Here is a 26,022-nt window from a genome sequence, read left to right as displayed (position 1 = left end):
GAAATGCGCTAATAGCATCTGATTTAGGCAGGAGAGATCAATTTTGCGTTTGATACCCATTCATATGCTGCAGCCGGGTATGAGGCTGGGCAAAAGAATATATAATGACGAAGGAATTATTTTGCTAGGCGAACAGGTTGAATTGACCGCCAATCTGATTACTCGTTTAGGTCAATTAGGTTTAAGCTATGTGTATATTCATGATCCGAATACGGACGATATTGAATTTCCGGAATTATTACGTGAAGAAACCCGTATACAGGCCATGAAAGAGATCAAAACACAATTTTCTAAGCTGTCTTCCAGTGGGTCGATGCGGGGCTATTATCCTCATCTCGGCAAAGTATTCGTAGGACTTATGGAGAAGATACTTGAAGATATCAGCTCTCGTCAAGATGTAATGATTATGCTCACTGGAATGCAGTCCATGGACCATGCTTTATACGAGCATTCTTTGAATGTATGTATCTATTCCTTAGTGTTAGGCAAGGCGCTTCGTTATGATAACAAGAAATTGATGGAGTTAGGGCTCGGTGCTTTGCTTCACGATATTGGGAAAACCCAGATTCCTGCGCATATTCTGCAGAAGCCGGGTAAACTCACCAAAGAAGAATATAATATTGTAAAGAATCATACCGTTTACGGATTTAAGCTGCTCAAAGATGAGCCTGGAATCCCGCTTATATCTGCCCACTGTGCTTTACAGCATCATGAACGAATGGATGGAAGGGGATACCCACAGGGCTTGTCCGGGCCCGATATTCACGATTATGGTAAACTGATCGCATTAACTGATTCTTATGATGCAATGACGACTAACCGAATCTATCAGAATGCTCTGCTGCCTCATCAAGCAGTTGAAATGCTTTTTGCAGGATCGGGTACGCAGTATGATCAAAAAATGTTAGAATTGTTTCGGGACTACGCTGCGATATATCCCGTAGGTTTGACTGTACAGTTATCTACAGGAGAGACGGCTGTCATTGTACGATTGCATCCGGAAGCTCCGCAGAGACCGGTAGTTCGAATCATTATGGATCAGGAAGGCAACACATTAACAGCTCCCTATGAACTGGATTTGTTTCATCGTTTATCGGTGATGATTACAGGAGTGATGGGGGAGTCTTCCTCGGTATTATCCATCGCTGAACAGCCGCAGTTTACATAATGTAGTGTAGTTTAGTAGGACAGCATAGTTCAATTTAGGAAATAAGGTGAAATAAATGACTTTAATGAATCATGAAATGAAGAATATTCGTGCGCTTTCTCCGGCATATGATCCATGGGATCCGATCATGTCGTTAAGAAAATATGGCAAGCATGTGCTCACCAGCGTTGAAATGACCGTCACTCATCTATGCAACATGCGCTGCGAGCATTGTGCTGTCGGTGAGATGCTGGTTATGAAGGAAGCTCCCTCCATTCCTGTATCTCAAATGATTGAGGCATTGGATCAGGTGGAGCACCTGGAAACGATTAGCCTGACGGGCGGGGAACCGAGCTTCTTGGAGAAAACGGTGGATGAAATGATTCTTCCTCTGCTCAAGTATGCCAAAGCGCGTGGTATCCGCTCACAGATCAACTCGAATTTGACGATGGATATTAGCCGGTATGAGAAGCTGCTGCCTTACCTGGATGTTATGCATATTTCATTTAATTATTTGAATGCTTCTGATTTTCATGAGGTAGGATTTGCCAACAGTAATCGACCGGTCAGTTATAATACGGCAGCCAAAATGTACGATCGCATGATGGAAAACTCCTTGAAGCTAAGCGAGCAGGGAATGTTTATTTCCGCAGAATCAATGATTAATTATCGCACACATCAGAAGCTTGGAGAGATTCACAAGCTCATAGGCCAGATGGGAGCAGGAAGGCATGAAGTTCATCCCATGTATGCTTCAAACTTTGCTGCGGCACTGCCTGTCTTGTCACTGGATGATATGCGTAATGCGATCCATGGACTGCTGGACGTGAGAGATCAGGAGATGTGGATGCTCTTCGGAACACTGCCGTTCTATGCTTGCAATGGGGGAGATGAGGATCGTAAGCTCATTTCCCGTCTATACAAAGAGCCGAATGTAACGGTAAGAAATGACCCGGATGGCCGCAATCGGGTGAATGTGAACATGTTTACCGGCAACGTATATGTAACCGATTTTGCGGATATTCCGGAATTCGGAAATATCAAGAATGAGCGACTGGATGATATTTTTGCGGAATGGACCTCGAATCATCCTTTGAATCAGACCGTTAATTGCTTCTGCGATGCAGCAAGCTGCTGTGGGCCGAATCTGCTCGTACGAGATATGTATTACAAAGATATTGATTTTAAGACACGTAAGGCTTTTCCTAATATCATCGGATAGATAGTTTGTATAAAAAGGGCTGCCACACCCATGAGGTGAGGCAGCCCTTTATTTGTTATTTGCGCTGTGCTGTTGCATTGCGGATCATTTTAATAATCTCCATCAGAATAACAGCGGCCAGCGCTAAGCCAGCGGCGATAAAGAACTCATTCCAGCCAAATGCATCTGGAATAGAGAAGATCCCTCGCACCCCTGGAATCAAGGTGACAGCGTACAGCACGAAGCATACAGCTACAGCACCAAGGACATATTTGTTCGAGAACAGCCCGACTTGAAAAATCGTCTGCTGTGTTGAGCGTGCAGCGAACGTTTGCAGGGTGCGGGCCAGGATTAAGGTTGTAAAGGCCATTGCAACGCTCATTTCTGGTGAATGGGATAGACCAATATACTGTGATGTGATAACGGCGATCCCGATGAGAATTCCGCGTGTGAGTACCGCGCTAAGTGTTCCTCCAGCAAAAATCCCTTCATTAATGTCTCTCGGCTTACGAGACATCACGTTTGGCTCCGGCTTTTCCATACCAAGCGCAATGGCAGGAAGTGAGTCATTGGCCAGGTTAATGAATAGAAGCTGTATTGCTGTAAAAGGATTGATCCAGTCAACGATGAGCGCAAACAGGATGGCAATGATTGCCCCCAGATTCCCTGCAAATAAATAGGCGATCGCTTTTTTAATATTATCAAACACGGTTCTGCCGACACCGACGGCCTTAACAATCGACACGAAGTTGTCGTCCGTTAGAATCATCGCCGCGGAATCCTTGGCTACATCCGTTCCGCTTCCCATGGCAACCCCGATATCGGCTTGCTTCAGGGCGGGGGCATCGTTAACGCCGTCCCCAGTCATAGCAGCGATATTTCCTTTTTTCTGCCAAGCACGTACAATTCTTATCTTGTTCTCAGGCGATACGCGGGCATAGACCGATATATTCTCAAGCTTCTGATCCAGCTCTTCCTCAGACATCGCGTCCAGCTCTTGTCCTGTTACGGCAATATCATGGTCATCCATCAGACCAATATCACGCCCAATGGCCTGAGCAGTCGTCTTGTGGTCGCCTGTGATCATCACCGTGCGTATGCCGGCCTTCTTCGATTCAATAATTGAATCATACACTTCCTCACGCGGTGGGTCGATCATGGCGGTCAGACCAACCAGGGTAAGATCATTCTCATCCTCGACACCAAGCTCACTTTTATCACTCGGTATTGTTTTATAAGCATAAGCTAACACTCGAAGTGCTCTTTCAGAGAAATTCTCATTCGCTTCCTTGAACTGAGCGAGCAGCTCGTCTGTGAGTGGTACCTGCTCTCCCTTCATAAATACATGCTTACATCGGCTGAATAACACATCAGGACCGCCTTTAGTTAATATTGCTTTTTGACCAGAAAAGGTATGGATGGTAGACATCAGCTTTCGATCGGAATCGAAAGGAATCTCTGCTTCTCTTGGAAATTGATCGCGAATTTCACGATAATGCTTGTTCTTGCTGTTACTGAACGCAATGAGTGCAATCTCGGTCGGATCACCAAGCTCCTTACCTTCCTCATTAATATGAGAATCGTTGCACAATACCGCAATATGAAGAAGCCGGCGTTCTGCATCGTTCCATTCCTGCGGGTTATCAGGAAATTCTTCCTTAGCTCCTTCGGGCAGGAAGTAATCAACAACGGTCATTCGATTCTGTGTTAGTGTACCTGTCTTATCTGTACATATGACACTCGCAGAGCCCAGAGATTCTACCGCCGGCAATTTGCGGATAATGGCGTGCTGCTTTGCCATTTTGTTGGTTCCCACAGAGAGTACGATCGTCACAATCGAAGAGAGGGCTTCGGGAATCGCAGCAACCGCTACGGCAACAGCAAACATTAGCGCGTTCAGGATAGAGCTCGTAACATCTCCTGTATCATCCGACAGCCAGATTCGCCCAGCCTCTACACCGAATATAATGATCGAGAGGATGAGAATAAACACACCCAGCTTTTTACTGAATTTATCAAGCTTGCGCTGAAGTGGTGTTTGCTTCATCTCCGCCGTTTCAATGAGTCCGGCGATCTTACCAATCTCTGTATTACCAGCAGTTGCGGTTACGACAACCGTTCCCCGTCCATACACCGTCAGTGCACCGCTGAATACCATATTACGCCGATCCCCGAGAGCTGCATCTCCTTCGATCGGTTCTGTATGCTTCTCCACGGCTTCTGATTCGCCTGTCAACATGCCCTCATTAACTTTAAGGCTGCCGGATTCGATAATACGTGCATCTGCAGGCACGTAGTCACCTGCTTCCAGTATGACGATATCGCCTGGTACAAGCTCCCTTGCCGGAATGGTCACTCGTGCTCCTGCACGAATGACCTTAGCCTCTGGAGCAGATAAATTACGAAGCGCATCAAGAGAGCTCTCAGCCTTTCGAGTCTGAACGACACTGACGATGGCATTAAGAATTAGTACTAGGAATATAATGAGTGATTCAATGAATTGTCCAAGAATCAGCTGTACAATCGCTGCAATCAGCAGGACGATCACCATAGGATCTTTGAAGTTTTCAAGAAACAGCTTCCAAATAGGATCTCGATCCTTTGCTTTCAGTTCGTTGTATCCTGTTGTTTCAATTCGCTTCTGAGCTTCTTCCTTCGAGAGGCCCTCTAGGCTGCTGTTTACTTCACGCAGAACTTCCTCTTTATCTATTTGGTAGTATTTCAAGCGTTAAGACTCCTTTCCATTCTCCTATTTAAGTATTTGCTCTGCTCCTACAGCCCGCATATGTATGTGGAACCTAGAACGATAAGAGAGCTTGACAGTATAATTTCTCCCTTTTCTCCTTTCCTTATCCTTCGCCAATATATTTACCCTTTTTTCCTCAAGATGAAAGATCACAAAAAAGTATAGTACGATGGTCCGGCACACAGAATAAACGGGAGCAAGACCGAAAATTTACATTTGAAAGGTTTACATGTGGGAGAAGGAATGCTTATCATAGACAGGTGGACTAACGACTATACCATTCGTTAATAGCAAACTTATATTAAATAGAATAGGGGATGCGGACTTGTGGAAAAAAGGATCATACTGAATAAACCGGAGGCAATGATTTTTGATATGGACGGAACACTGTTTCAAACGGAATCACTGCTTGTTCCTGTGTACCATAAAATGTTTGATATTTTAAGAGAAGAAGGACATCACGAAGGAGCGACACCACCCGAAGAGCTTATTCTCGGCAGTCTGGGCATGCTGCTGCCTGATATATGGAAGCGGGTAATACCTAATTCAACTGAGGCAGCGAAGCTGCGTGCCGATGAACTATTGCTGCAGCTGGAGCTGGAGGGATTAGAACAGGGGATAGGGGTGCTCTATCCTGGGGTTGTTGATACGCTCAAGGCTCTGCATGACTACGGTGTGAAGCTGTATGTTGCAAGCAACGGGCTGGAGCATTATGTAAAGGGTGTCGCCAAAGCTTATGGTATTGCACATCTATTTGATGATCTGTATAGTGCGGGAGAGTATGCAACAGCATCAAAGGTTGATCTGGTCAAGCTATTGTTAGATAAACACAATATTCGTTCGGCATGGATGGTAGGAGACCGATCCTCTGATGTGGAAGCAGGCGTGGAGAATGGACAGACCGTGATTGGCTGTGCTTATGCGGGGTTTGGACGTGAGGATGAATTGAAGGGATCAAGTGCGCTTCTGAATGATTTTACAGAATTATTGACCTTGTATAAACAAGCTGAATAATAAGAGCCAGCTGCTTACAGAAATGAGTAAACCGCATATGAAATTCCCTTTGGAAGTTGTCAATTGCTTTCAATCTTTCAAAGGGAATGACGTATATGCGGGTTTGTTGTCTCATGTAATAAAAGGTGAAGCCTGGGTCAATTATGAGCTCCTCTGCTTATACAGCCATAGAGAGTACTCCAGCGGTTTCACAATCGCTTGCTTATAAACCTCAGTCTGGCCGATTTGTGAAAATACTTCCCTGGCCGGCTTCGGATTTACCTCAATCAGATATATATCGCCGTTTTTGTCGATAGCAATATCGAGTGCCAGCTCACATAATGCACCATAAGTGGCTTCTAAATATTTTGCAACCTCGACTCCAAAGTTCTCGACAGCGGCACGAACCTCTACTCTCTTATCCGAATCGGTAATCCACTGCGATAAGAGTTCGTTCATTTCTATCGCTGTTCCCCCGCCATGAAGATTGGAAGTGACGCTCTTATGGCCTCCGATCCGACCAGCGCAGCCAGTGAATTCCCATATCCCGTCTTGATTTTTCTGAACCAGCATCCTGTAATCATGCACCCGACCACTGGACAGCTGGAGCTGAACCCCTTCCTGGATAATATAGCGGCTCTTGACTTCCCAATTCTTCAGCAGCTTAGGCAGCAGCGAATAGTGCATCTGTCTTGGCTCCAGAATCTGTCGTTGATGATTTCTGCCTTGAACGAGCAGGAGGCCGTCTTTGTTTAATCGTTCTATTCTGAGAATGCCCCGGCCCCCAGTTCCGTTAATCGGTTTAATATATAGCAGGCTGTGTTTCTTGAGCATGCTCTTCAGTTCAGCATCACTGCTGTACAATTTGGTGTCCAGCAGGTAGGGTCTGAATCGCTGCTTCTTGTGCAGAACCTGATGTATAGTCCACTTATTGCGCAAGGGCCGGTTCAAGAAGAGGAGATGAGCATACTTTTGCCTGAACAGTTTAAGCTCTTGGAAACGGGCACTTCGCTGGATTCTGCACCGGTCAAATATCATGTCAGGGAACTTTCTCCATTGTCGAGTCCATCGTTTATGCTCTGTCTCATAAATCAGGGCATGAATCATTTCTTTAGAGGGATGGACATCGGATGGAGTGAATACATATATATCAAGCCCGAGCCGTTCGCCTTCCGAAATCATTCGTTCGTATATTTTCTTTTCTTCAAGTTGCTTTTTGTCGTTGAGGTACAGTGTCAGTATGCCTAAGACAGGTGACGGCATAGAATGATCACCTTCTTTGATAGTAAAATTTGGATGTTTTATCCATTTTGCTTTGCTAGGTGCGTACAGTATTGGATTAACCGTTCAAGCGATCTTTTGCGTATGGCAGGTTCATCGAATTTCATTGGCTTGGAATTGGCTTCAAAGAACCATATGCCCCCGTCCTGGTCAATGCCAAGATCCATCGACATTTCACCCAAGGCGTGGCCCGATGATTTCTCAATTTGTCTGGCTATTTCCAAGGCGGTGCTTTTTACATCGTTGAGAATGTTGCTGGCCAGCTGTGTGTCAAATACGCTGCTGAGAAGCAGGATTGGATCTTCAATCGTACCACCGCGCGGCACGTGAGTCGTGATGCTTCTGCGGCCGGCAAGGCGAGCTCCTACACCGGTCATGCGCCACTGACCATTTGCATTTTTTTGCACGAGAACCCGAAGATCAAAGGGACGCCCTCCAAAAGCGGCCAGTTCAATGCCCTGTTGGATAATATATTCGTTTTGTTTTATGTTTCGTTTAATTCTCTTCCATAACGACTCTAGATTAGTGGATTTATAGGTTGTGCTCTTGGAATGATCCTGAATCTTGAGCTTATAGGGAAGCTTATCTTCTTCACAATATTGAAGAGTCATTATCCCTTTACCGGCCTTTCCGCTTTCTGGCTTAAGATACACAGATGGGTATGTTTTAAGAATGCTGCTAATTACAGAGGACGATTTGAGCTTTTGAGTATGGGGGATATATGATTTCGTTGACTTCGCTTTACTCAGCCATTCAAACAATTCCCATTTGTTGAAAAAGTAAGGATTATACAGCTTGATCTTGGGATGAGCGATACATTCCTTAATTTTTTTTTGCACTAGCGGCCGGCTTTCATCTTCGCGAAGAGGAATCCGATTGTAAACAATGTTGGGCGGGGGGTATCTGCCTTGGAGCCATTGCTTCCGCTCTGTACTGTATTTGTATCCTTTAATGAAGTCGGCAGACAGTTTCAGATCGCGAACCGTAACGACGTAGACCTGACACCCTAATTGTTCGCCTGTTTTAATAATATCTTTAAAATTTTTGTGATTCCCTCGGAATTTTCTCTTTCTATCATAGACAGTTAATATGGCGATCGTTGGCTTTACGTTTTTTTTGCCTCCAATTAAGAACTTTCCTTCTTCCGGAATTTGCTCAGATACATGCAGTGCGCCAGGATATGCTCCACCGAAGCTTTCCCTTCTGTGCGGAGGGAAGGGTGACGAAAAATGGATCTGCCCGGTTTGGCGTTCGCTTCGAACATCCATACTTGTGCCTCCTGATCAATACCGAGATCAAAACCGATTTCACCGAGAAGATGTTTATGATGAAACTCGATAGCCTCAGCTAATTTAATCGCTGTGTTTTTAGATTTTTGCAGGATTTCTTGTGCTCGGTCACCAAAGGTTTTGCTAAGAGCGTGTTCTGGTGTCATTAGGGAGCCGCCGTTCTTAATATGAGTGGTAATGGAGCCCTTGCCGGCTTTTTTGGCACCAATTCCGACAACAACCCACTCGTTATTTCCGTTCTTATGCATGTGAAAACGAAAATCTATGGGGCAGCCATCGATTTCAATCAACCGAATCCCTTGCTGAACAACATAATCCTTCGTTCTGGACCCGAGTCTGGCCTGAAGCATAGTTGCAAGCTTCTTGAACGAAGTAAATCGGAGAAGAACATTGCCGCCTGGCTTTCTGAACCTGGCGTAATAACCTCTCTTAGGCAAGTAGGTCAGACGAAAAATACCTTGACCGAGACTTCCTGCCGAAGGCTTATAATATACAAATTGATGTCGGTCCAGCATTTCCTTGATCATTTCCATGCTTGGATTCATATGCGACTCTGGTACATAGATGTTGACCGTCTGATCATCCTCCAGCAATCGATAGATATCGGATTTGTTAAAGAAGCTCCAGTTGAAGAAAGGAATGTTCTTCCGTTCAAAACGATCGCGAAGCTGATTGGTCGATTGGGAGAAGTCGGATCTCCTGCTAGGCAGTCTGTTATACACGACGTCAGGAAGCGGTACGTATCTTCTGGAGAATCCACCGCTGCTATTCAGGAAATAACCATAGATTCGTTCATTTCCCCAATCGATATCTTTCGGTGTAAATCCGAATGTATAAGAATTTTGATTACCATGTGTAAGCAATTGTTTTATAAACCCTGTTCGTGAGCCGAACGGTTGTGATGCCGAATTCGGTCCGTCAGACAGAATGCCGATCAGCGGACCAAGCTGAACTTCATCCCCCTCGACACCTTTGATAAGAATATTGCCTGAATTCGGAATTTGAATTGCGTTGCGGACGCTGCTTGATAGATAGATGTGTTTTCCGGATTTCTTCAGTGGTTTGAGATGTACAGGGATACGCTGCTTGCCAAGTCGGACATGAATTGTTTTCTTACCGGATAGCTGGAAGTTATTTATTAATGCATTGGATACATAGATGACCTTCTCCGGCCTTTTTGTAAAGTGCACATTACACAAAGTCAGACTCATTGATTTTATCCTCCTATCCCGAAACGCTGCTGATCTTAAGCGCAGCTAACTCGTCTCAGGCCAGCTGTGCTGGATGTATTCGGCTATTTTAGTGTGCTTATTCGTTTTACTTGTTGTTATTGGGTACGAAGCAGTAAATAACGGGCATATTCAAGAGGCCGGTTGTATGCAAGACTCGTGCTTTCCATATCACCTGCAAGTAGAAAGGAAGATCGACCCGGCTTGGAATTGACTTCAATAATCCACAGCTTCCCATCTCGGTCGATTCCATAATCGATACCAAGCTCGCTAAGACGACCAAACCTTCCTTCTAGTACCACGGGAATGACAGCGGAGAGTTCAGCCGCTTTGTTAATAATGAATTCAGCTTGATCCTTGCCGTATTCCGTTTCCAGAAAGGAGCGGCAGTCCAAGGCTGTTCCGCCTCCGTGGAGATTAGAAGTAAGACTGCCATGACCGCCTTCACGAATTGCTTGACCGCTTAAGCTCCATTTCCCCCTGCCATTCTTCTGAACGAGAACACGCAGATCAAACGGTTTTTCCTCCTGATTCATGAGTGAGAGAAATGGCTGAATGATAAATGTTCGAGTGGAAAGGATGCGATGGAGCTGGCTGAGTCCAAGCTCATGATTGGTGAAACGCTTATTGAACATATGGTTGGAGCTGTTGCGTCCTTGAATTATGAGCTTGCCATTCTCAGGCTGCCTGCGAACGAGAACTGTTCTTTTGCCGTGTGTTCCTGCCTGCGGCTTCAAGAATACACCTTGAGGATACCGTATCAGCCATTGTTTTAGCTGTTCTACATTCGTGTAGACGGCAGTATCGGGCAGATGATCTTTTAGCAGAGCGTTAAGGCGAAGGGAGTTATAGACATGCCATTTACCCGGTAGTCCACGGGATAAATATCTGACCTTGTGTGAAGCAGATTTCGAAGCCTTGTTTAGTCTTCGTCTGAATATACCGGGTACAGGAGACAGGCATCGATCATAGATCAGATCGGGCTGTTCTACTGGAAGCAGTGTCCAGTTCCCCTTTATATATTGATAACCGAGATAATTACCGTCTGGCTCGGAGCTTCTGGGGGTCAGCACAACGACATTCATTCCAAAATTTACTCCTTCTTGACAGAGCCGCCTGCAGAAATATTCATCGGCAAATGGAGGTGTTCCCTTCCGTTCATTCACGAGCACACCGAGCGTACCAAGCGGTTTTTTCATGAGTTTGATTCCTCCTTTCTAGTTATTAGAATCCGGCAAGGTAAGCGGAATAATCAAGCATTGTAATGACGGATGGCCGGATCTTATTGTCAGTAAGCGGTGTATTGTCATTCTTGGAAGGCTTTGAATTGACCTCAATAAGCCAGACCTTTCCCGAGTAATCCATCGCAAGATCGATTCCTAGTTCTCCAAAATGCGCTGGAATGGTCGCTTCGATTCCTTCCGCAATACTAAGCGCAGCCTTATGCAAAGAGACGTAAGCATTTTTTTTGACATCGCTCGATAATAAGCTCTTGTTCACGGCTTCTTTTACTGTGCTGAGGGAGCCTCCTCTGGCGAGGTTGGATACAAAATGGCTGCCGCCGGCAATGCGGGCGACAATGGATGTCACCTTCCAGTTACCTGCACGGTTTTTCTGAACCAATGCTCTGAAATCGACCGGTTTCTTGCCGATATCCATGAGATGCAGTCCTTGTTGAATCTGGTATTTGGTTGTCTTCATCTTTCCAGACAATCCTGCAAATAATTTGGTCAGGCTGGAGTATACCTGCTTTTGAACACCGCCAAGCTGAGTGGAAAGGGTCATATATGTTCCATCAGACTGTCTGGATATGCGTATGATTCCTTTACCCAGGCTGCCTCGAACAGGCTTAAGAAATATAACCGGATACGTTTGACACATATTTTTGAGCACAGCAAAGGACTTGAGGGAATGCGATTCCGGTAAGTACCTTCTAAGACTGCTCTCCGATTTCAACGCCTCGAACACTTCATTCTTGTCGAGAAACTTCTCATTATACGTTACTGTTCCGTAACGCGATTTTACTTCCTTTACAAAATGCTGTACGCTAGGTTTGTTCTCAAGCTTGCGTGAAGTCAGTCGATTATTGACGACATCGGCAATAGGCATCACTCTTTTTTTCCATCCTTCGTCATACACCCAGCCTTCGATTTGACCGGTAACTGAATCGACATGGTCTGGTGTAATAAAGTACACGTATGCTCCCCGTTTCTGACAGGCCCTCACCAGTTCGCTGCAAAACATCGTGATGGAGCCGAAAGGCCGATCAAGCTTATCTGGATGATCGCGACTGATCAGGACACTGATCAGGGGACCGATACGGAGCGTCCGGCTGCTATCAAAATAACGGATCTTCAGAACCGTACGAGAAGTGAGGCCGCATCGCTCGGCTAATATGGGACTCACTCGCATACCTTCAAACTTGGGTACGGAAATAATGGTAACTTCTTGCTTAAAGCTTCCGAATGCAAGCTGGAGCGGACGTCCGGCAGGAATTTTCCAATACTTTAGAAATTTCTCACCGATCATCACGACGTCATCCTGCAGGATGCCTGATCCGCTGATGTGGATCATTACTTTTTTTTGGGACATCGTGGATCTCCTTCCAGGGGGCAAACATGATGTCAGTCGTTTTTGGATGTAAGCTGAGTATGAGAAAGTGCATGTGATTCATCATATGAGGACATATATCCCTTGGTGATTGACCATTTTTTGCAAAATCTGATTTAATTTTGGGTTGTTGTACGACAACATGAGGGATGGATGTAAAATGTACAGCGCCACTTTAACGACAGAACTTTAACGACAGAGAGGAAAATGAATAATGAACATTTATGACAAGGCACATGATTTGGCAGGAGCACTTAAAGACAGCGAAGAAGTGAAGGAAATCTCACAAGCGATGAAGCTTGTTGCCGCCGATCCGGATTCGCAGCGTATGCTGGATGAGTTTCGGGTTCGTCAGAATGAACTCCAGCAGCGGATGATGACAGGCGACATGCCTTCTCAAGAAGAAATGGAGACGATGGAAAAATCCTTTGAGGTGCTAAGTCTGAACTTGAATATTCGCAGACTGTTTGAGGCGGAACGACGTCTTAGTGTCATTATTGAAGATGTCAACAAAATCATTATGGAAAGTCTGCAGCATCTATATGGCGGCGAGCTGAAATAATAATTGTGGACTCTTTCTCTAAATTGATTCACATAATCTCATTTTTTCGTTCATAGAATAGATATATAGATTCTAAGGAAGAAATGAGGAGCTGAATGAAATGAGAGAAAAGGGCATGAAGTTTGCGAAGTGGAAGCACACACTGTATATGCTCGTTGCAGGTGGCATGCTGGTCTTTGCATTACCGAAGCTTTCATTTACAGGCTGGAGCGCAGGGTTCAGCATAGCCTGGCTGTTCTTTACACTGCTTGTCATCGGTGCAAACCTGCATTTTATATTGGGCGTGGACGAAGAGAAGAAGCAGTCGCTTGAACGTGTCCGCAAAGCGAAGCTGCGTCAGTGGGAGCTTAAATGGACTGACAATGCGGAACAGGGAAACAAAGTGAAAATTGTGCCTGCGCAGGCCAAAGAGCATTCACAGTAATGCTGCAAAGGGTTGTCTCCTACAGTGTTGGTGCTGTTATGGAGGCAGCCTTTTTATTTGTTGATACTCTTCCATAGTATTGAGGGAGCCCATTCTCTTTTTACAGTTCTAAGGTGAGATGTCCCCCTTATTAATGCTATAATCGGAAATAACTATATTCTTAATTTCTGCAGCTAAGGGTAATATGAATTGATTTTAATGTAGTATATTTGATTAAACTAATTGTAAAATGTTTTTTTCGTCCGAGGGGTGTCGAGTTTGGAAGGATTTGAAGAAGAAACAGTAACAAAGCATGTGCAGCTCCTTCAATACATAGAGCAGTTAAAGATTGGTTCCAAGATATCGGTTCGAGGGCTTGCCAGAGAAATGGGAGTCAGTGAAGGGACTGCTTATCGTGCTGTCAAAGAAGCAGAAAATGTAGGACTTGTCGTTACCAAAGAACGAATTGGCACAGTACGTGTGGAGAAAAGGCTGCGTGGTGCCTCTGAGCAGCTCACTTTCGGGGATGTCGTTGAGATTGTGGGTGGACATGTCCTTGGCGGTAACGAAGGGCTTGGCAAACCTTTGTATAAATACGTCATTGGGGCAATGAAAGAAGAAGCCATGGCCAAGTACATCGATGCAGGCAGCCTGCTTATTGTTGGTAATAGAGATAATGCACATAGTCTTGCATTAAATCAAGGTGCAGGTGTGCTTATTACCGGAGGCTTCGGTACCGATCCTGAAGTGGTAGGCCTTGCGGACAAGCTGAGTTTACCCATCATCTCTTCTAAGCACGACACGTTTACGGTGGCATCCATGATTAACAGAGCGATCTTTGACCGATTGATTAAGAAGAAGATTATGCTGGTTGAGGATATTGTTGGTGGAAAGCCCAAAACCTACTATTTGAAATTGAACAGTACAGTCGCCGATTTCAGCCGTCTGGTGCTCGAAACGGGAGAGCTGCGTTTTCCAGTAATTGATGAATGGAATCGGGTCATCGGAATTATTAGCCGCAAGGATGTCGTAGACCTCCCTGAACATCAAAGTATTGACAAAAGCGTTGTGCGCAAGCCTGTCACGGCAACGCTTAAGACCTCACTTGCATCGGCGGCACAGATTATGGCCTGGGAAGGCATCGATTATTTACCGATCGTTGACCGGAACCGTAAGCTGATTACATCTGTCAAGCGTACAGAAGTTCTGAATGCAATGCGGGACACCCAGAAGCAGCCTCAGCTTGGAGAAACCTTTGATCATTTGATATGGAATGGGTTTGTGGAAGAGAGAGGGGAGCAGGGAGAGATCAAGTACAATGGTGTGATCATTCCTCAGATGGCGACAGACTTAGGCACTATTTCCGAAGGGGTACTCATTCATTTAATGACGCAGGCCGGACATCGAATTGCGCGTGAGGTTACTGGGAATGACCATATGTTGGAGAATATCTCAACCTACTTTGTGCGTCCTCTTCAAATTGAAGATAAAGTGACGATATCTCCAAGTGTGATGGAGCTCAGCAGGCGCAATTGCAAGCTGGATATTGACCTGGTCCGAGATGGACAGCTGATATGCAAAGTGATTATGACCCTGCAATCCATTGATCTGTCTTAGATTTCTAATCTCATTCATCAGAAAAGTCTCCTTATAAAGGAGACTTTTCATTCTTTATCTGGGTGTAATGAATGCGATTTCGAATCCCTGCAAACAGATTGAAGGCACCCAGCACGAGGAACAATCCCTCAACAATGACGGCAACCGTAGAACCGCTGAACATAAACATCTGTATAAGGGCCAGCACGATCAGCATGATTCCCATCCATATGTTTGTCATTGCCTGGTAGAGGCCTCTCTTCAGAGCATCACTGGCTCTGCGTCCACGAATACTTGTGAAGCCGGCACAGACGGTAGAGAGGATGAACAGGGCAAACAGTAAATAACGAATGACATCCAGCATAGAAAGAAGGACAGCTCCTTTATGTTACATAAATATGGAATTATCACTTATTGTAACATGTTTAGAACATTTATGGAGCAGGTGAAATATCAACCCATACCTGTAGAACGCCTTCCATTACGAGCATGGTTGTAATCTTGACGGAGTATGGATGTCCTCGGACGGTATATGTTTTCTTGTTCAGCATAATGCGCGTCATTTTACTGTATTCATCAATATTATAAATATCTCTTCCCCGGAGCACCTCAAGCTCATCACTAAGCAGCTGAATAATCTCCTTCACATATACAGAATCGGGGGTCTTATCGGACTCCTCAGCACGAATATTGATTTCCTTGATCACGGTCTGCCTCTTACTATACTTCTTCAAAGAATTAATATCATCAATATATTGCTCTTCCTGAATTTTGAGATCTTTATTCTCAAGCCACAATTTATTATAACTGGCATGAAAAATCGCATTGTAGACGATACTCCCTACAATCATTCCGAGAACAAATACACCAGACAGCTGTATAAAGGGCCGGAAGCGGCGATACTCGGGCACACGCATATGCTGACTTCCTCCTTACTTAATTCCGGATGGTACACACCCATTTAACCAGCTCAGTGCCCATATGTGCTCCGAGAAAGGCGAATATAAGATAGAGGATCTGCTTAATGGCGGGTGACAGATTCCCATCCAGCATATTGCTTTCAATGACCCGCATCGGGTCAATCGTCCCTCCTACAGCTGCAGCCAGAGCCCATATTTTGATGCGGCCGGCAACATCCAGCATGGTTTGTGTAGGCGGCTGCATGGAAATTACAGCTCCAATGCCGCCGAGCATGGATCCACCTAGAACGATGCCGAAGGCGATAAAGAAATCGAGAAGAACTTTGGACATGAAACTCATTGTTCACTACACACCTTTCTTAAATAGCACTCTTAGCAAGCGGTTCTTCTAAGTGAGATATGCAGAGTCGGCCGGCTTGTACTCTATTCTATGGGCGGAGCCTTGCCTGATATGATAAAATAGTAAAGATAAAATACGTAAATTTATGAATGTAGAGAGGAAGAAATGACGCATGAGTTCATTTGTGCATCTGCATGTTCACAGTGAATACAGCCTGCTAGATGGTGCGGCGCGAATTGCAGAGCTCGTGGACACAGCAGCAGGATACGGGATGGAGGCTCTGGCTCTGACGGATCATGGGGTTATGTATGGAGCCATCCCTTTTTATAGAGCATGTGAAGCAAGGGGAATTAAGCCGATTATCGGCTGTGAAGTGTATATTACAGCAGGCTCTAGGCATGAGCGCGGCAGCCGTAAAGATCAGCCGATTTATCATCTTATATTGCTGGCGCAGAACATGACCGGATATCAAAATCTGATGAGGCTGTGCTCCATTGGCCATTTGGAGGGCTTCCACTATAAGCCGCGAATCGATATGGAGAGCCTTGCAAAGTACAACGAAGGATTAATATGCCTCAGTGCGTGTCTCGGTGGAGAAATTCCACAGCATCTTCTAATGGGACGATATGACGAAGCCAAAAATGCAGCCATGAGGCACAAACAGATCTTTGGAGACCGATACTATCTTGAGCTTCAAGATCATGGTCTGGCAGAGCAGAAGCGAGTGAATCCTCAGCTGATTGAGCTTGCCGCAGAATTGTCCATACCGCTTGTAGCAACGAATGATGTGCACTATTTGTCTCAAGAGGATGCCGAGGTGCAGGATGTACTCATATGCATTGGTACGGGCAAAACAGTGGAGGATGAGGAACGGCTTAAGATTCCCTCAAGCCAGCTATACTTGAAGAGCGGCGACGAGATGGCGCGTCTTTTTCCTCATGTGAGAGAGGCGGTAGAGAATACGCTTAAGATTGCTGACAGCATTCAGCTTGATCTGGAATTTGGACATTCCATTTTGCCTGAATATCGGCCAATCCCTGAGCATCTGACGCCTGGACAGTATTTGCGCGAGCTCTGCCTGAAGGGGCTGGAGGAACGCTACAAGGATACGGATAACTGGCATCATGATGAGCAGAGATCCGAGCTGTATAATCGACTGGATTACGAGCTGTCTGTCATCGATAAGATGGGCTTCTCTGATTATTTCCTCATCGTATGGGATTTCATTGCTTATGCTCATAGAGAGGGAATAGCAACCGGACCAGGACGTGGCTCTTCCGCGGGAAGTCTTGTTGCGTATGTGCTGAATATTACAAATGTAGATCCGATTAAATATAGGCTTTTGTTTGAGCGGTTTCTCAATCCTGAGCGAGTAACCATGCCGGATATCGATATTGATTTCAGTGATGAACGCCGGGATGAAGTGATTGAATATGTCGCTTCAAAATACGGACGCGAGCATGTCGCACAGATCATTACTTTTGGTACGCTTGCTGCGCGTGCAGCCGTTCGAGATGTAGGAAGAGTGCTTAATATTCCATATGGAGAAGTGGACAAGGCTGCCAAGCTCATTCCCGGGCAAGTTGGGATGAATATCACCAAAGCTCTGGAGATGAGCGACGAGCTCAGAGCATTGCATGATACCAAAGCCAAAACAAAAGAGCTGCTCACGATGGCCAAAAAGGTCGAAGGCATGCCAAGGCATGCTTCTACGCATGCGGCAGGTGTGGTTATATCCAAAGACCCGCTGACCGATGTAGTGCCGCTCCAGGAAGGCAGTGAAGGCACCGCACTTACTCAGTATTCTATGGAGAATCTGGAAGCCATCGGACTGCTCAAGATGGACTTCCTCGGTTTGAGGACTCTCTCCATCATTGAACGCTGTATGCGTTGGATTCAGGATCAGCAGAAGCAAGTTCCAGATTTCAAAACGGTCCCTGATGACGATCCGCTGACCTATGAAATGCTCGGTTCCGGAGATACGACAGGTATATTCCAGCTGGAGTCAGCAGGAATCAGAAGAGTACTGAAGGATTTGAAGCCTTCCGTATTTGAAGATATTATCTCTGTGGTTGCTTTATATCGTCCGGGTCCAATGGATTTCATTCCTAAGTATATTCAAGGAAAGCATGGGGAGATCAAGGTCGAGTATCCGCATGCTGATCTCGCTCCAATACTGGAGGACACCTACGGTATCATCGTGTATCAGGAGCAGATTATGCAGATTGCTTCTCTAATGGCAGGTTTTTCTCTTGGAGAAGCTGATCTGCTCCGCAGGGCGGTATCGAAGAAGAAGCGGGAAGTACTTGATAAAGAGAGAGAGCATTTTGTAAAAGGGAGCCTGAATCAGGGTTATAGCAGCGAGGATGCTGAAGCTGTATACGATATGATTGTACGGTTTGCCAATTACGGCTTCCCTCGGGCGCATGCTGCTGCGTATGGAGTATTGGCCTTCCAGACGGCGTATCTGAAGACCCATTATCCTGTCGAATTTATGGCTTCGATGCTGACAGCGGTCATGGGAAATCATCGAAAAGTAGCGGAGTATGTTGTCGAATGCAGACGGATGAATATTCCTGTACTGCCACCCGATGTGAATGAGAGCGGAATACTGTTTACTCCTGGCGGTGGTGAGACGGGCATTCGTTTTGGTCTGGCTGCCATTAAAAATGTAGGTACACAGGCCGTAGACAGCATTATTACGGAGCGGGCCAAAGGACCGTTCGAGAGCCTGCTCGATTTCTGCAGAAGAGTGGACTTAAGAGTCTGCAACAAGCGGGTTATAGAATCTCTTATTCAGGCCGGGGCTTTCGACACACTGCCTGGTCACCGTGCGCAGCTGTTCGCCATGCTTGATGAAGTGGTGGAAGCGGCCACGAAGTGGCGCAAAGAGAGAGAGGATCTGCAGATCCAGTTGTTTGATTTTGTGGAGACCCCGAATTGGGAAATCGAATACCCGGATATACCTAAGTACACGATTACACAGCAGCTGGAATTAGAACGTGAGCTGCTTGGATTATACCTATCCGGTCACCCGCTGGATGATTTCACGGAAGTTCTGGAGGAGCTTGAAGCGGATAAGCTGATGGAGCTTCATGATGCACCAGAGCATGCACAGATTGTTACGGCCGGAATGGTTGTTTCCGTCAAATCGATTACAACGAAGCAAGGGAAAGCGATGGCCTTCATGGAACTGGAGGATCAGATCGAACGAACGGAAGTGGTATTGTTTCCGGAAGTATGGAGAAGAAGTCAGAACTTGGCTGCAAAAGGTCAATTGATTGCTCTCCGGGCCAAAGTTCAGCTTCAGGATGAAGGCTTCAAGCTGCTTGCCGATGAGGTGGATGAGCTTCGTGCAGACAAGTTACAGCGTATGATGCTGCAGCGTAACAGAGGGAGCGGAGGTAAAGAACGGGGAAGCTCAGGAGAAGCTTCAACGCCTAAATCCGGCAAAGTTAGTCGTTCTCCTTCTCTGCCTAACAGTGGACGGGTACAAAATAAGTCAGAACGCCAAGGGGCTGTAACAGATAGAAAGCCCGCCAGGTTCGAGCAGCGAGTATTCATCAAGATCAAACCCGACATAGAGAAGTCCGGGATGCTTACTAAGCTTAAGGTCTTGTTACAGGAACATCCGGGAAATGTAGCCACGATTCTTTTTTATGAAGAAACTAGGGAGTATCGGGCATTAAGCGACAGTTATCGAATTAAACCCTCTCCTGAACTGATTCACCTTATGGAACAAATGCTCGGGGAGGATACGGTTATCGTGAAATAATGAACGTAATTTCATGTGGTATCCGTGATGTGCATGAGCACATTTTACGAACTATTTTTGAAGCTGGCGCATACACTTAGGAACACCCTATAGTATCGATGGTTGCTGTGAATTGATGCAGCCGAGGGTATAATAGTGGGCTTTGAGTCTCGAAGCGAATACCTTAGTTTATGTGGAATTCCTAGTTTCGAAGGATGGGGGAATCAGCGGATGTCATATGAAATTGCGGAAGCGATGCTGAAACGCAGGGGTGTAAGCGTTGAATCCATCGCCAAAATAGTCTATGATCTTCAAAAAAAGTTTCATCCAGACTTAGTTGGAAGAAGAGTGTGTTACAAGCGTACGGGCTGTTCTTGCCAAGCGTGAGGTACAGTATACGTTATACACGGGTGTAGCACTGGATGAGCTGGCCGAACAAAATCTGCTGCCACAGCCCCTTCAGGCTTTGATGGAGGCGGATGAGCCGCTGTATGGTGTGGACGAGACTCTTGCACTTGGAATTACCAGTGTATATGGTATGATAGGGCTTACAAGCTTTGGATATTTAGACAAGGAAAAGACCGGAATCATTAAGAAGCTGAATGACAAAAATGCGGGTATTCATGTATTCCTGGATGATTTGGTGGCGGGCCTTGCAGCAGCTGCATCGGCTAGAATTGCGCATCAGAACACGAATGCGAAGGTCTATCCGCTGTAATAGGAAGGTTTATATTCTGCTAATATGGATATAACGAATGCTACAGTAAGATGTAATGAAGGAAATTCTGGTTATAATCGTCCCATGCCTTCCTTTCCTTGCGGAAAAAAAGTCAGTTATGTTATCATTAACCCATTATACGGGCTTTGAACATGAGGCTTAGGGGGCGTACAATGGCATGTGGACGGTGATATATATTGCACCGACGGCAAAGATTGCTGACAGAATTACAAATCGGCTTGAGGAAGAAGGATTTTTGGTACAGGCCCGTCCCATCAGCTTATCCAAGCAACAGTACGAAATTCTTGTACCCTCCGGAGAATTGGAAGAGGTTCAGGAAGTGTTGAATTCCATTCTGCATTCATAATACTGAAGGCGGTGGAATTCTATTCATTATTTTTAGGACCTGCTTCTAAATTGGACAAGGGTTACGGATACAAAGAGTGAAGCGACTCCCCACATGTGTCATACTTCTCTTTTTTTGCTTATAGGGCACATTTTATAGCTGCTCATGTTAACTTTATTATGCAATGTCGATCATACAAATTGACTGCATGGGCCACAAATTTACGGCTGAAGAGGTGTAGTTGTGTTCAAAGATATTTTCCAGAAAAAACGGAAGTACGCGACCATTCCTTCAGATCGTGCACAGCGCACAGATAATCCTGAAGGTGAAGAGCGACCGCGTCGTGAGATTCCAGAGGGACTCATGAATAAGTGCAGCAAATGCGGCACGATACAATACAGCAAGGAACTTGAGAAGAATTTGAAAGTTTGTCCGTCATGCGGTCATCATATGCGTCTAAATGCAAGAGAGCGTATTGAGATGACGCTTGATGAAGGATTTATTGAGTATGACGCGGATATGGTATCCGTGGATCCCCTGGATTTTCCGGGCTATAAATCTAAGCTGGAGCAGCAAACGATGAAATCGGGTCTGAAGGATGCCGTCGTTACAGGCGAAGGTACGATTGATGGTCATCCGGTGGTCGTTGCTGTTATGAGCTTTGACTTTTTTACAGGCAGCATGGGCTCGGTTGTCGGCGAGAAAATTACGCGCGCCATAGAGAAAGCCACGGAGAAGAAGGTTCCTATCCTTATTTTTTCCACCTCAGGTGGAGCCCGTATGCAGGAGAGCATACTGAGTCTGATGCAAATGGCGAAGACGAGCAGTGCTCTGTCCAGGCATGATGAACAGGGTGGATTGTTCATATCCGTTATAACCGATCCGACGACAGGCGGCGTTTCCGCCAGCTTTGCTATGCTCGGAGATATTAATATTGCGGAACCGGGAGCAATATTCGGGTTTGCAGGCCGAATTGTTATTGAACAGACCATTCGCCAGAAGCTTCCTGATGACTTTCAGACCGCTGAATTCAATTTGCAGCATGGACAGCTGGATATGGTCGTAAACCGCAAGGAATTACGGAATACGCTGGCTAAACTGCTGGACATGCACAGCGCGAAAGGAGAGGTCTAAATTGGCGGGAGAGTTGCCATATGAAGCGCCTCTTATTGAGATGCGCAAAAAAATTGAAGAGCTTCAGCAATTCGGTATCGAAAAAGGCATCGATTTTGCGGAGGAAGTGGCTCGTCTGGAAGAGCGGTATACCAAATTGGAAGAGGAGATTTACTCATCGATTACAGCTCCTCAGAAAATGCATTTGGCAAGACATCAGCAGCGTCCGACTTCGCTGGACCTGATATCACTCATCTTTACGGACTTTATGGAGCTTCATGGAGATCGTCAGTTTGGTGATGATCTGGCCGTGGTCGGAGGACTTGCCAAGCTAAACGGACGTCCTGTTACTGTGATCGGGCAGCAGCGAGGCAAAGATACAAAAGATAATATTGCACGTTTTTTTGGGAGTCCGCACCCGGAAGGGTTCCGTAAAGCGCTCCGTTTAATGCATCAGGCTAATAAGTTTGGCAGGCCTATTATTACTTTCATAGATACGAAAGGGGCATATCCGGGCAAAACAGCGGAGGAACGTGGTCAGTCCGAAGCTATTGCCCGTAATCTTCTTGAGATGGCCAAGCTCTCTGTGCCTGTGCTATGCGTCATCATTGGAGAAGGAGGAAGCGGTGGTGCTCTTGCGATGGCGGTCGGCAATCGGGTGTTAATGCTAGAGCATGCAATTTACTCGGTTATCTCTCCAAATGGTGCGGCTTCGATTCTGTGGAAGGATGCATCCAAAGCAGATCAGGCTGCTGAAGCCATGAAGATTACAGCACAGGATCTGAAAGAGATGGAAGTCATCGAGGATATCGTTCCCGAGCCGCGTGGCGGTTCTCATCGGGACTACGTAGCGACAGCAGCATCGATTAAGGAAGCGCTGGAGAAGCATCTTAATGAACTGCTGCAGATGGACGGAGAGGCTCTTCGTCAGGATCGCTATCAGAAATTCCGTAAAATAGGTAAATTCCAGGAAAATACAGCTAAGGAAACAGTGCTAGAAGATTCTTCGTTAATTAAAGATTAAATATGACAAAGTTCCTATACAAAAGGCGAATTTTGTAGTAGATTTAATTGTTGGAAAAGATATATAAAGAGAGATTTTGAAAACGGAGGAAACTAGAAAAATGCGCAAAACTAAAATTGTATGTACTATTGGTCCTTCCAGTGAGTCGTTGGAAAACACAAAAAAATTGATTATGGCGGGTATGAACGTAGCACGCTTGAACTTCTCCCATGGTGACTTTGAGGAGCACGGCGGACGTATCAAAACGATTCGTGCAGCGAGTGACGAGCTGAACAAGTCCGTTGCGATCCTGCTGGATACGAAAGGTCCTGAGATCCGTACCGGTAAACTTGAAGTCGAGCCTATCGAGTTGGTTCAAGACGAGTACATTACCCTGACAACGGAAGAAATCCTTGGCAATAAAGACCGTTTGTCTATCACATACAAAGAATTGCCAGGCGATGTATCTCCAGGATCAACGATTTTGATTGACGATGGTCTGATCGGACTCACGGTTGAGGAAGTTAGCGGAACGGAAATTAAATGCCGTATCGTAAACGGCGGCACCATTAAGAGCAAGAAAGGTGTTAACGTTCCTGGTGTTGCGATTTCTCTCCCTGGTATTACCGAAAAAGACGCCAACGATATCATTTTTGGAATCGAACAAGGCATCGATTTTATTGCGGCTTCCTTCGTTCGTAAAGCAAGTGACGTATTAGAAATTCGTGAACTGCTTGAGAAGCATAATGCAGGACACATTCATATTATTTCTAAAATTGAAAACCAAGAAGGCGTAGATAACTTGGATGAGATCCTTGAAGTATCTGACGGCCTGATGGTTGCACGCGGTGATCTTGGTGTTGAAATTCCAGCAGAAGATGTACCGGTCGTACAAAAACGTATGATCGAAAAATGTAATATTGCCGGCAAACCGGTTATTACAGCGACTCAAATGCTGGATTCCATGCAGCGTAACCCGCGCCCTACACGTGCGGAAGCAAGTGACGTTGCAAATGCCATTTTCGATGGAACTGATGCAATTATGCTGTCCGGAGAAACAGCTGCAGGTAAATACCCTGTAGAATCTGTGCTGACAATGGCTCGTATTGCTGAAAAAGCAGAGTCTGCACTTAACTACCGTGAACTTTACAAGAAACAACGAATTGCTCAAGAAACAACGGTTACTGAAGCGATCAGTCAATCGGTTGCAATCAGTGCATACGAGCTGCATGCCAAAGCAATTCTTACTTCTACGGAGTCCGGATATACAGCTCGAATGGTTTCCAAATATCGTCCAGAAGCTCCGATCGTTGCTGTAACGAACGAAGATCGTACAATGCGTAGACTCGCATTGACTTGGGGCGTAACACCTGTCAAAGGCGTGCCTTGCGATACGACTGACGGACTGTTTGAAAACGCAGTCGTTGGCGGCAAAAAATCAGGAATCGTTCAAGATGGAGATCTGGTCGTTATCACAGCGGGAGTTCCTCTTGGCCGCTCGGGATCCACGAACCTTATCAAAATCGACCATATCCACTAAGGTTCCTGAAGAATTAAGAATATAGAATTTGTAAAGAAGCAATGAGACACTTATCGTCTCATTGCTTTTTTCACAGTTTTTCCAGGAGGGAAGGTGCAGAAGCATGAAAGCCCAGCAGATAGAACGAACAGCCTGGTATGGAACACGGTTCAGAGTGCGTTATCAGGAAAGTGATCAAATGGGTGTCGTTTACCATGCGAATTATGTGAACTGGTTTGAAATCGGCAGAACCGAAATGATCCGAACTCTTGGATTTAGTTACCGGAGTATGGAGGAGCAGGGGGTTCTGCTGCCTGTAATTGGGCTTGACCTGAAGTATAAGCTGCCTGCGAAGTATGATGACTATATTACGGTGTGGACGCGTATAAATAATTTTAGCAGTATCCGCCTTCATTACGAATATGAAGTACGAAGAGAAGAAAGAGATGCAGAAGTCCAGACACAGCCGGATAACAGAGAGGTCGTATCAAATACCGAGGATTTGCCTGGCGAGCTGCTTGTCACAGGATCGACGCAGCATGTGTGGGTAAATGCAGACTTCAAGCCTGTCAGACTTGATAAATGCGTTCCAAACCTGTACGATGCTTTAAAGAGAGCTCTGTCTGTTGGAAGGGAGTAACCGTACATGCGAAACTGGAAGTGGGCACTTCTGCTACTCATTCCTGCAGTGGAACTGTTCGGGTTCATATGGGTAAGCGAACAAATAGGAGCAGGATATACTTTACTACTCATTCTGGTTACCTCCATTATCGGGATGGCAATGATGCAATTCGAGGGGCGGAAGGTTCTTCAGGATACACGTAATGAAATGCAAAACGGCCTGGTACCAGGTCGCAAGATGCTGGATGGATTATGCGTGTTTTTGGGTGGCAGCCTGTTAATCATACCTGGATTTGTAACAGATATTATCGGATTTACCCTCGTATTTCCGCTAACAAGACCCATATACCGTCTGTTTCTGCTGAAATGGATCGAGAAGAAGATGAAAGACGGAAAAATTACGTTCTATAAACGTTTTTAAGGAAGGGCGGAGAGAAGCAATTGCTTCTTTCTGCTTTTTTTTACGTTCGAACTTATCGCTATATAAGACTGGGTCACAACATTCCTGATATGTCAATGAAAGTGATTACAAAAAATGCTTTATGGTGTTGAAAAAAAACTTTGATATCCAAATCCATCTCCAAAATGTTCACAGGAGCGACAAAATCCAGTATGATAATTCAAGAAAGGT

At 45.6% G+C, this 26,022-nt stretch carries 22 protein-coding genes and 1 pseudogene; 14 read left to right on the top strand and 9 right to left on the bottom strand.

Annotated features, from left to right (window positions below; all coding sequences use genetic code 11):
* The first annotated feature begins 43 nt into the window (after positions 1–43).
* Positions 44–1,168, top strand: coding sequence for an HD-GYP domain-containing protein (locus BK126_RS04275; RefSeq protein ID WP_076311435.1), 1,125 nt, complete (start codon positions 44–46; stop codon positions 1,166–1,168).
* Between the two features lie 55 nt (positions 1,169–1,223).
* On the top strand, positions 1,224–2,369 hold the full coding sequence (yfkAB, locus tag BK126_RS04270; RefSeq protein WP_076311434.1) for a radical SAM/CxCxxxxC motif protein YfkAB: 1,146 nt from the start codon (positions 1,224–1,226) through the stop codon (positions 2,367–2,369).
* A 55-nt stretch (positions 2,370–2,424) separates the two neighbouring features.
* On the opposite strand, the gene BK126_RS04265 is transcribed toward yfkAB, so the two are convergent.
* Entirely contained in the window at positions 2,425–5,058 is a 2,634-nt protein-coding gene (locus tag BK126_RS04265; RefSeq protein WP_445321910.1) for a cation-translocating P-type ATPase, read from the bottom strand.
* 399 nt (positions 5,059–5,457) lie between these two features.
* On the opposite strand from BK126_RS04265, the gene BK126_RS04260 reads away from it, so the two are divergent.
* Positions 5,458–6,108 (top strand): HAD family hydrolase, encoded by a 651-nt coding sequence (locus BK126_RS04260; protein WP_177178663.1) that lies wholly within the window; start codon positions 5,458–5,460, stop codon positions 6,106–6,108.
* 141 nt (positions 6,109–6,249) lie between these two features.
* On the opposite strand, the gene BK126_RS04255 is transcribed toward BK126_RS04260, so the two are convergent.
* From BK126_RS04255 to BK126_RS04235, 5 genes are all read right to left on the bottom strand, one after another.
* Positions 6,250–7,350, bottom strand: coding sequence for a YheC/YheD family endospore coat-associated protein (locus tag BK126_RS04255; protein WP_076311431.1), 1,101 nt, complete (start codon positions 7,348–7,350; stop codon positions 6,250–6,252).
* 38 nt (positions 7,351–7,388) lie between these two features.
* Positions 7,389–8,459, bottom strand: coding sequence for a YheC/YheD family endospore coat-associated protein (locus BK126_RS04250; RefSeq protein WP_305954038.1), 1,071 nt, complete (start codon positions 8,457–8,459; stop codon positions 7,389–7,391).
* A 35-nt stretch (positions 8,460–8,494) separates the two neighbouring features.
* The gene (locus BK126_RS04245; protein ID WP_076311430.1) at positions 8,495–9,868 is read right to left on the bottom strand and encodes a YheC/YheD family endospore coat-associated protein; all 1,374 of its coding nucleotides are present in this window, start codon (positions 9,866–9,868) and stop codon (positions 8,495–8,497) included.
* A 116-nt stretch (positions 9,869–9,984) separates the two neighbouring features.
* Positions 9,985–11,085, bottom strand: coding sequence for a YheC/YheD family endospore coat-associated protein (locus BK126_RS04240; protein ID WP_076311429.1), 1,101 nt, complete (start codon positions 11,083–11,085; stop codon positions 9,985–9,987).
* A 25-nt stretch (positions 11,086–11,110) separates the two neighbouring features.
* Entirely contained in the window at positions 11,111–12,478 is a 1,368-nt protein-coding gene (locus BK126_RS04235; RefSeq protein WP_076311428.1) for a YheC/YheD family endospore coat-associated protein, read from the bottom strand.
* Positions 12,479–12,710: 232 nt separating this feature from the next.
* Between BK126_RS04235 and BK126_RS04230 the strand changes: the two genes are divergently transcribed.
* From BK126_RS04230 to BK126_RS04220, 3 genes are all read left to right on the top strand, one after another.
* A complete protein-coding gene (locus BK126_RS04230) occupies positions 12,711–13,058 on the top strand; it encodes a YlbF/YmcA family competence regulator (RefSeq protein ID WP_076311427.1) in 348 nt (115 codons plus the stop codon).
* Between the two features lie 100 nt (positions 13,059–13,158).
* Complete coding sequence (locus BK126_RS04225; protein ID WP_076311426.1) at positions 13,159–13,482, top strand: hypothetical protein; 324 nt, start codon at positions 13,159–13,161, stop codon at positions 13,480–13,482.
* Between the two features lie 258 nt (positions 13,483–13,740).
* A complete protein-coding gene (locus tag BK126_RS04220) occupies positions 13,741–15,078 on the top strand; it encodes a DRTGG domain-containing protein (protein WP_076311425.1) in 1,338 nt (445 codons plus the stop codon).
* 31 nt (positions 15,079–15,109) lie between these two features.
* On the opposite strand, the gene BK126_RS04215 is transcribed toward BK126_RS04220, so the two are convergent.
* The 3 genes from BK126_RS04215 to BK126_RS04205 form a co-directional block, all read right to left on the bottom strand.
* Positions 15,110–15,421 carry a YtpI family protein gene (locus BK126_RS04215; RefSeq protein ID WP_076311424.1) on the bottom strand — a complete coding sequence of 104 codons (312 nt, stop codon included), beginning with the start codon at positions 15,419–15,421 and terminating at the stop codon, positions 15,110–15,112.
* 70 nt (positions 15,422–15,491) lie between these two features.
* Entirely contained in the window at positions 15,492–15,974 is a 483-nt protein-coding gene (locus tag BK126_RS04210) for a sporulation membrane protein YtrI (protein ID WP_076311423.1), read from the bottom strand.
* A 19-nt stretch (positions 15,975–15,993) separates the two neighbouring features.
* Complete coding sequence (locus BK126_RS04205) at positions 15,994–16,317, bottom strand: YtrH family sporulation protein (RefSeq protein WP_076311422.1); 324 nt, start codon at positions 16,315–16,317, stop codon at positions 15,994–15,996.
* A gap of 172 nt (positions 16,318–16,489) precedes the next feature.
* Here BK126_RS04205 and BK126_RS04200 point away from each other — a divergent pair, with 172 nt between their 5' ends.
* The 8 genes and pseudogenes from BK126_RS04200 to BK126_RS04165 all read left to right on the top strand — a co-directional run bounded on the left by BK126_RS04200 (position 16,490) and on the right by BK126_RS04165 (position 25,812).
* A complete protein-coding gene (locus tag BK126_RS04200) occupies positions 16,490–20,092 on the top strand; it encodes a DNA polymerase III subunit alpha (protein WP_076311421.1) in 3,603 nt (1,200 codons plus the stop codon).
* 210 nt (positions 20,093–20,302) lie between these two features.
* Positions 20,303–20,789 (top strand): annotated as a pseudogene (locus tag BK126_RS04195) (phosphatidylglycerophosphatase A family protein).
* A 178-nt stretch (positions 20,790–20,967) separates the two neighbouring features.
* Positions 20,968–21,156, top strand: a complete 189-nt coding sequence (locus BK126_RS04190) for a hypothetical protein (RefSeq protein ID WP_047909928.1) — start codon at positions 20,968–20,970, stop codon at positions 21,154–21,156.
* Between the two features lie 222 nt (positions 21,157–21,378).
* Entirely contained in the window at positions 21,379–22,269 is an 891-nt protein-coding gene (gene accD, locus BK126_RS04185; protein ID WP_047909927.1) for an acetyl-CoA carboxylase, carboxyltransferase subunit beta, read from the top strand.
* Position 22,270: 1 nt separating this feature from the next.
* Positions 22,271–23,272, top strand: a complete 1,002-nt coding sequence (locus BK126_RS04180; protein WP_076311420.1) for an acetyl-CoA carboxylase carboxyltransferase subunit alpha — start codon at positions 22,271–22,273, stop codon at positions 23,270–23,272.
* A 100-nt stretch (positions 23,273–23,372) separates the two neighbouring features.
* Positions 23,373–24,791, top strand: coding sequence for a pyruvate kinase (gene pyk / locus BK126_RS04175; RefSeq protein WP_076311419.1), 1,419 nt, complete (start codon positions 23,373–23,375; stop codon positions 24,789–24,791).
* 103 nt (positions 24,792–24,894) lie between these two features.
* A complete protein-coding gene (locus BK126_RS04170) occupies positions 24,895–25,410 on the top strand; it encodes an acyl-CoA thioesterase (protein ID WP_076311418.1) in 516 nt (171 codons plus the stop codon).
* Positions 25,411–25,416: 6 nt separating this feature from the next.
* Complete coding sequence (locus BK126_RS04165; protein ID WP_076311417.1) at positions 25,417–25,812, top strand: FxsA family protein; 396 nt, start codon at positions 25,417–25,419, stop codon at positions 25,810–25,812.
* Positions 25,813–26,022 lie beyond the last annotated feature (210 nt).

The sequence above is a fragment of the Paenibacillus sp. FSL H7-0326 genome, from assembly GCF_001955535.1.
GTDB lineage: Bacteria > Bacillota > Bacilli > Paenibacillales > Paenibacillaceae > Paenibacillus > Paenibacillus shunpengii.
This window is presented reverse-complemented; position numbering and strand designations above follow the sequence as displayed.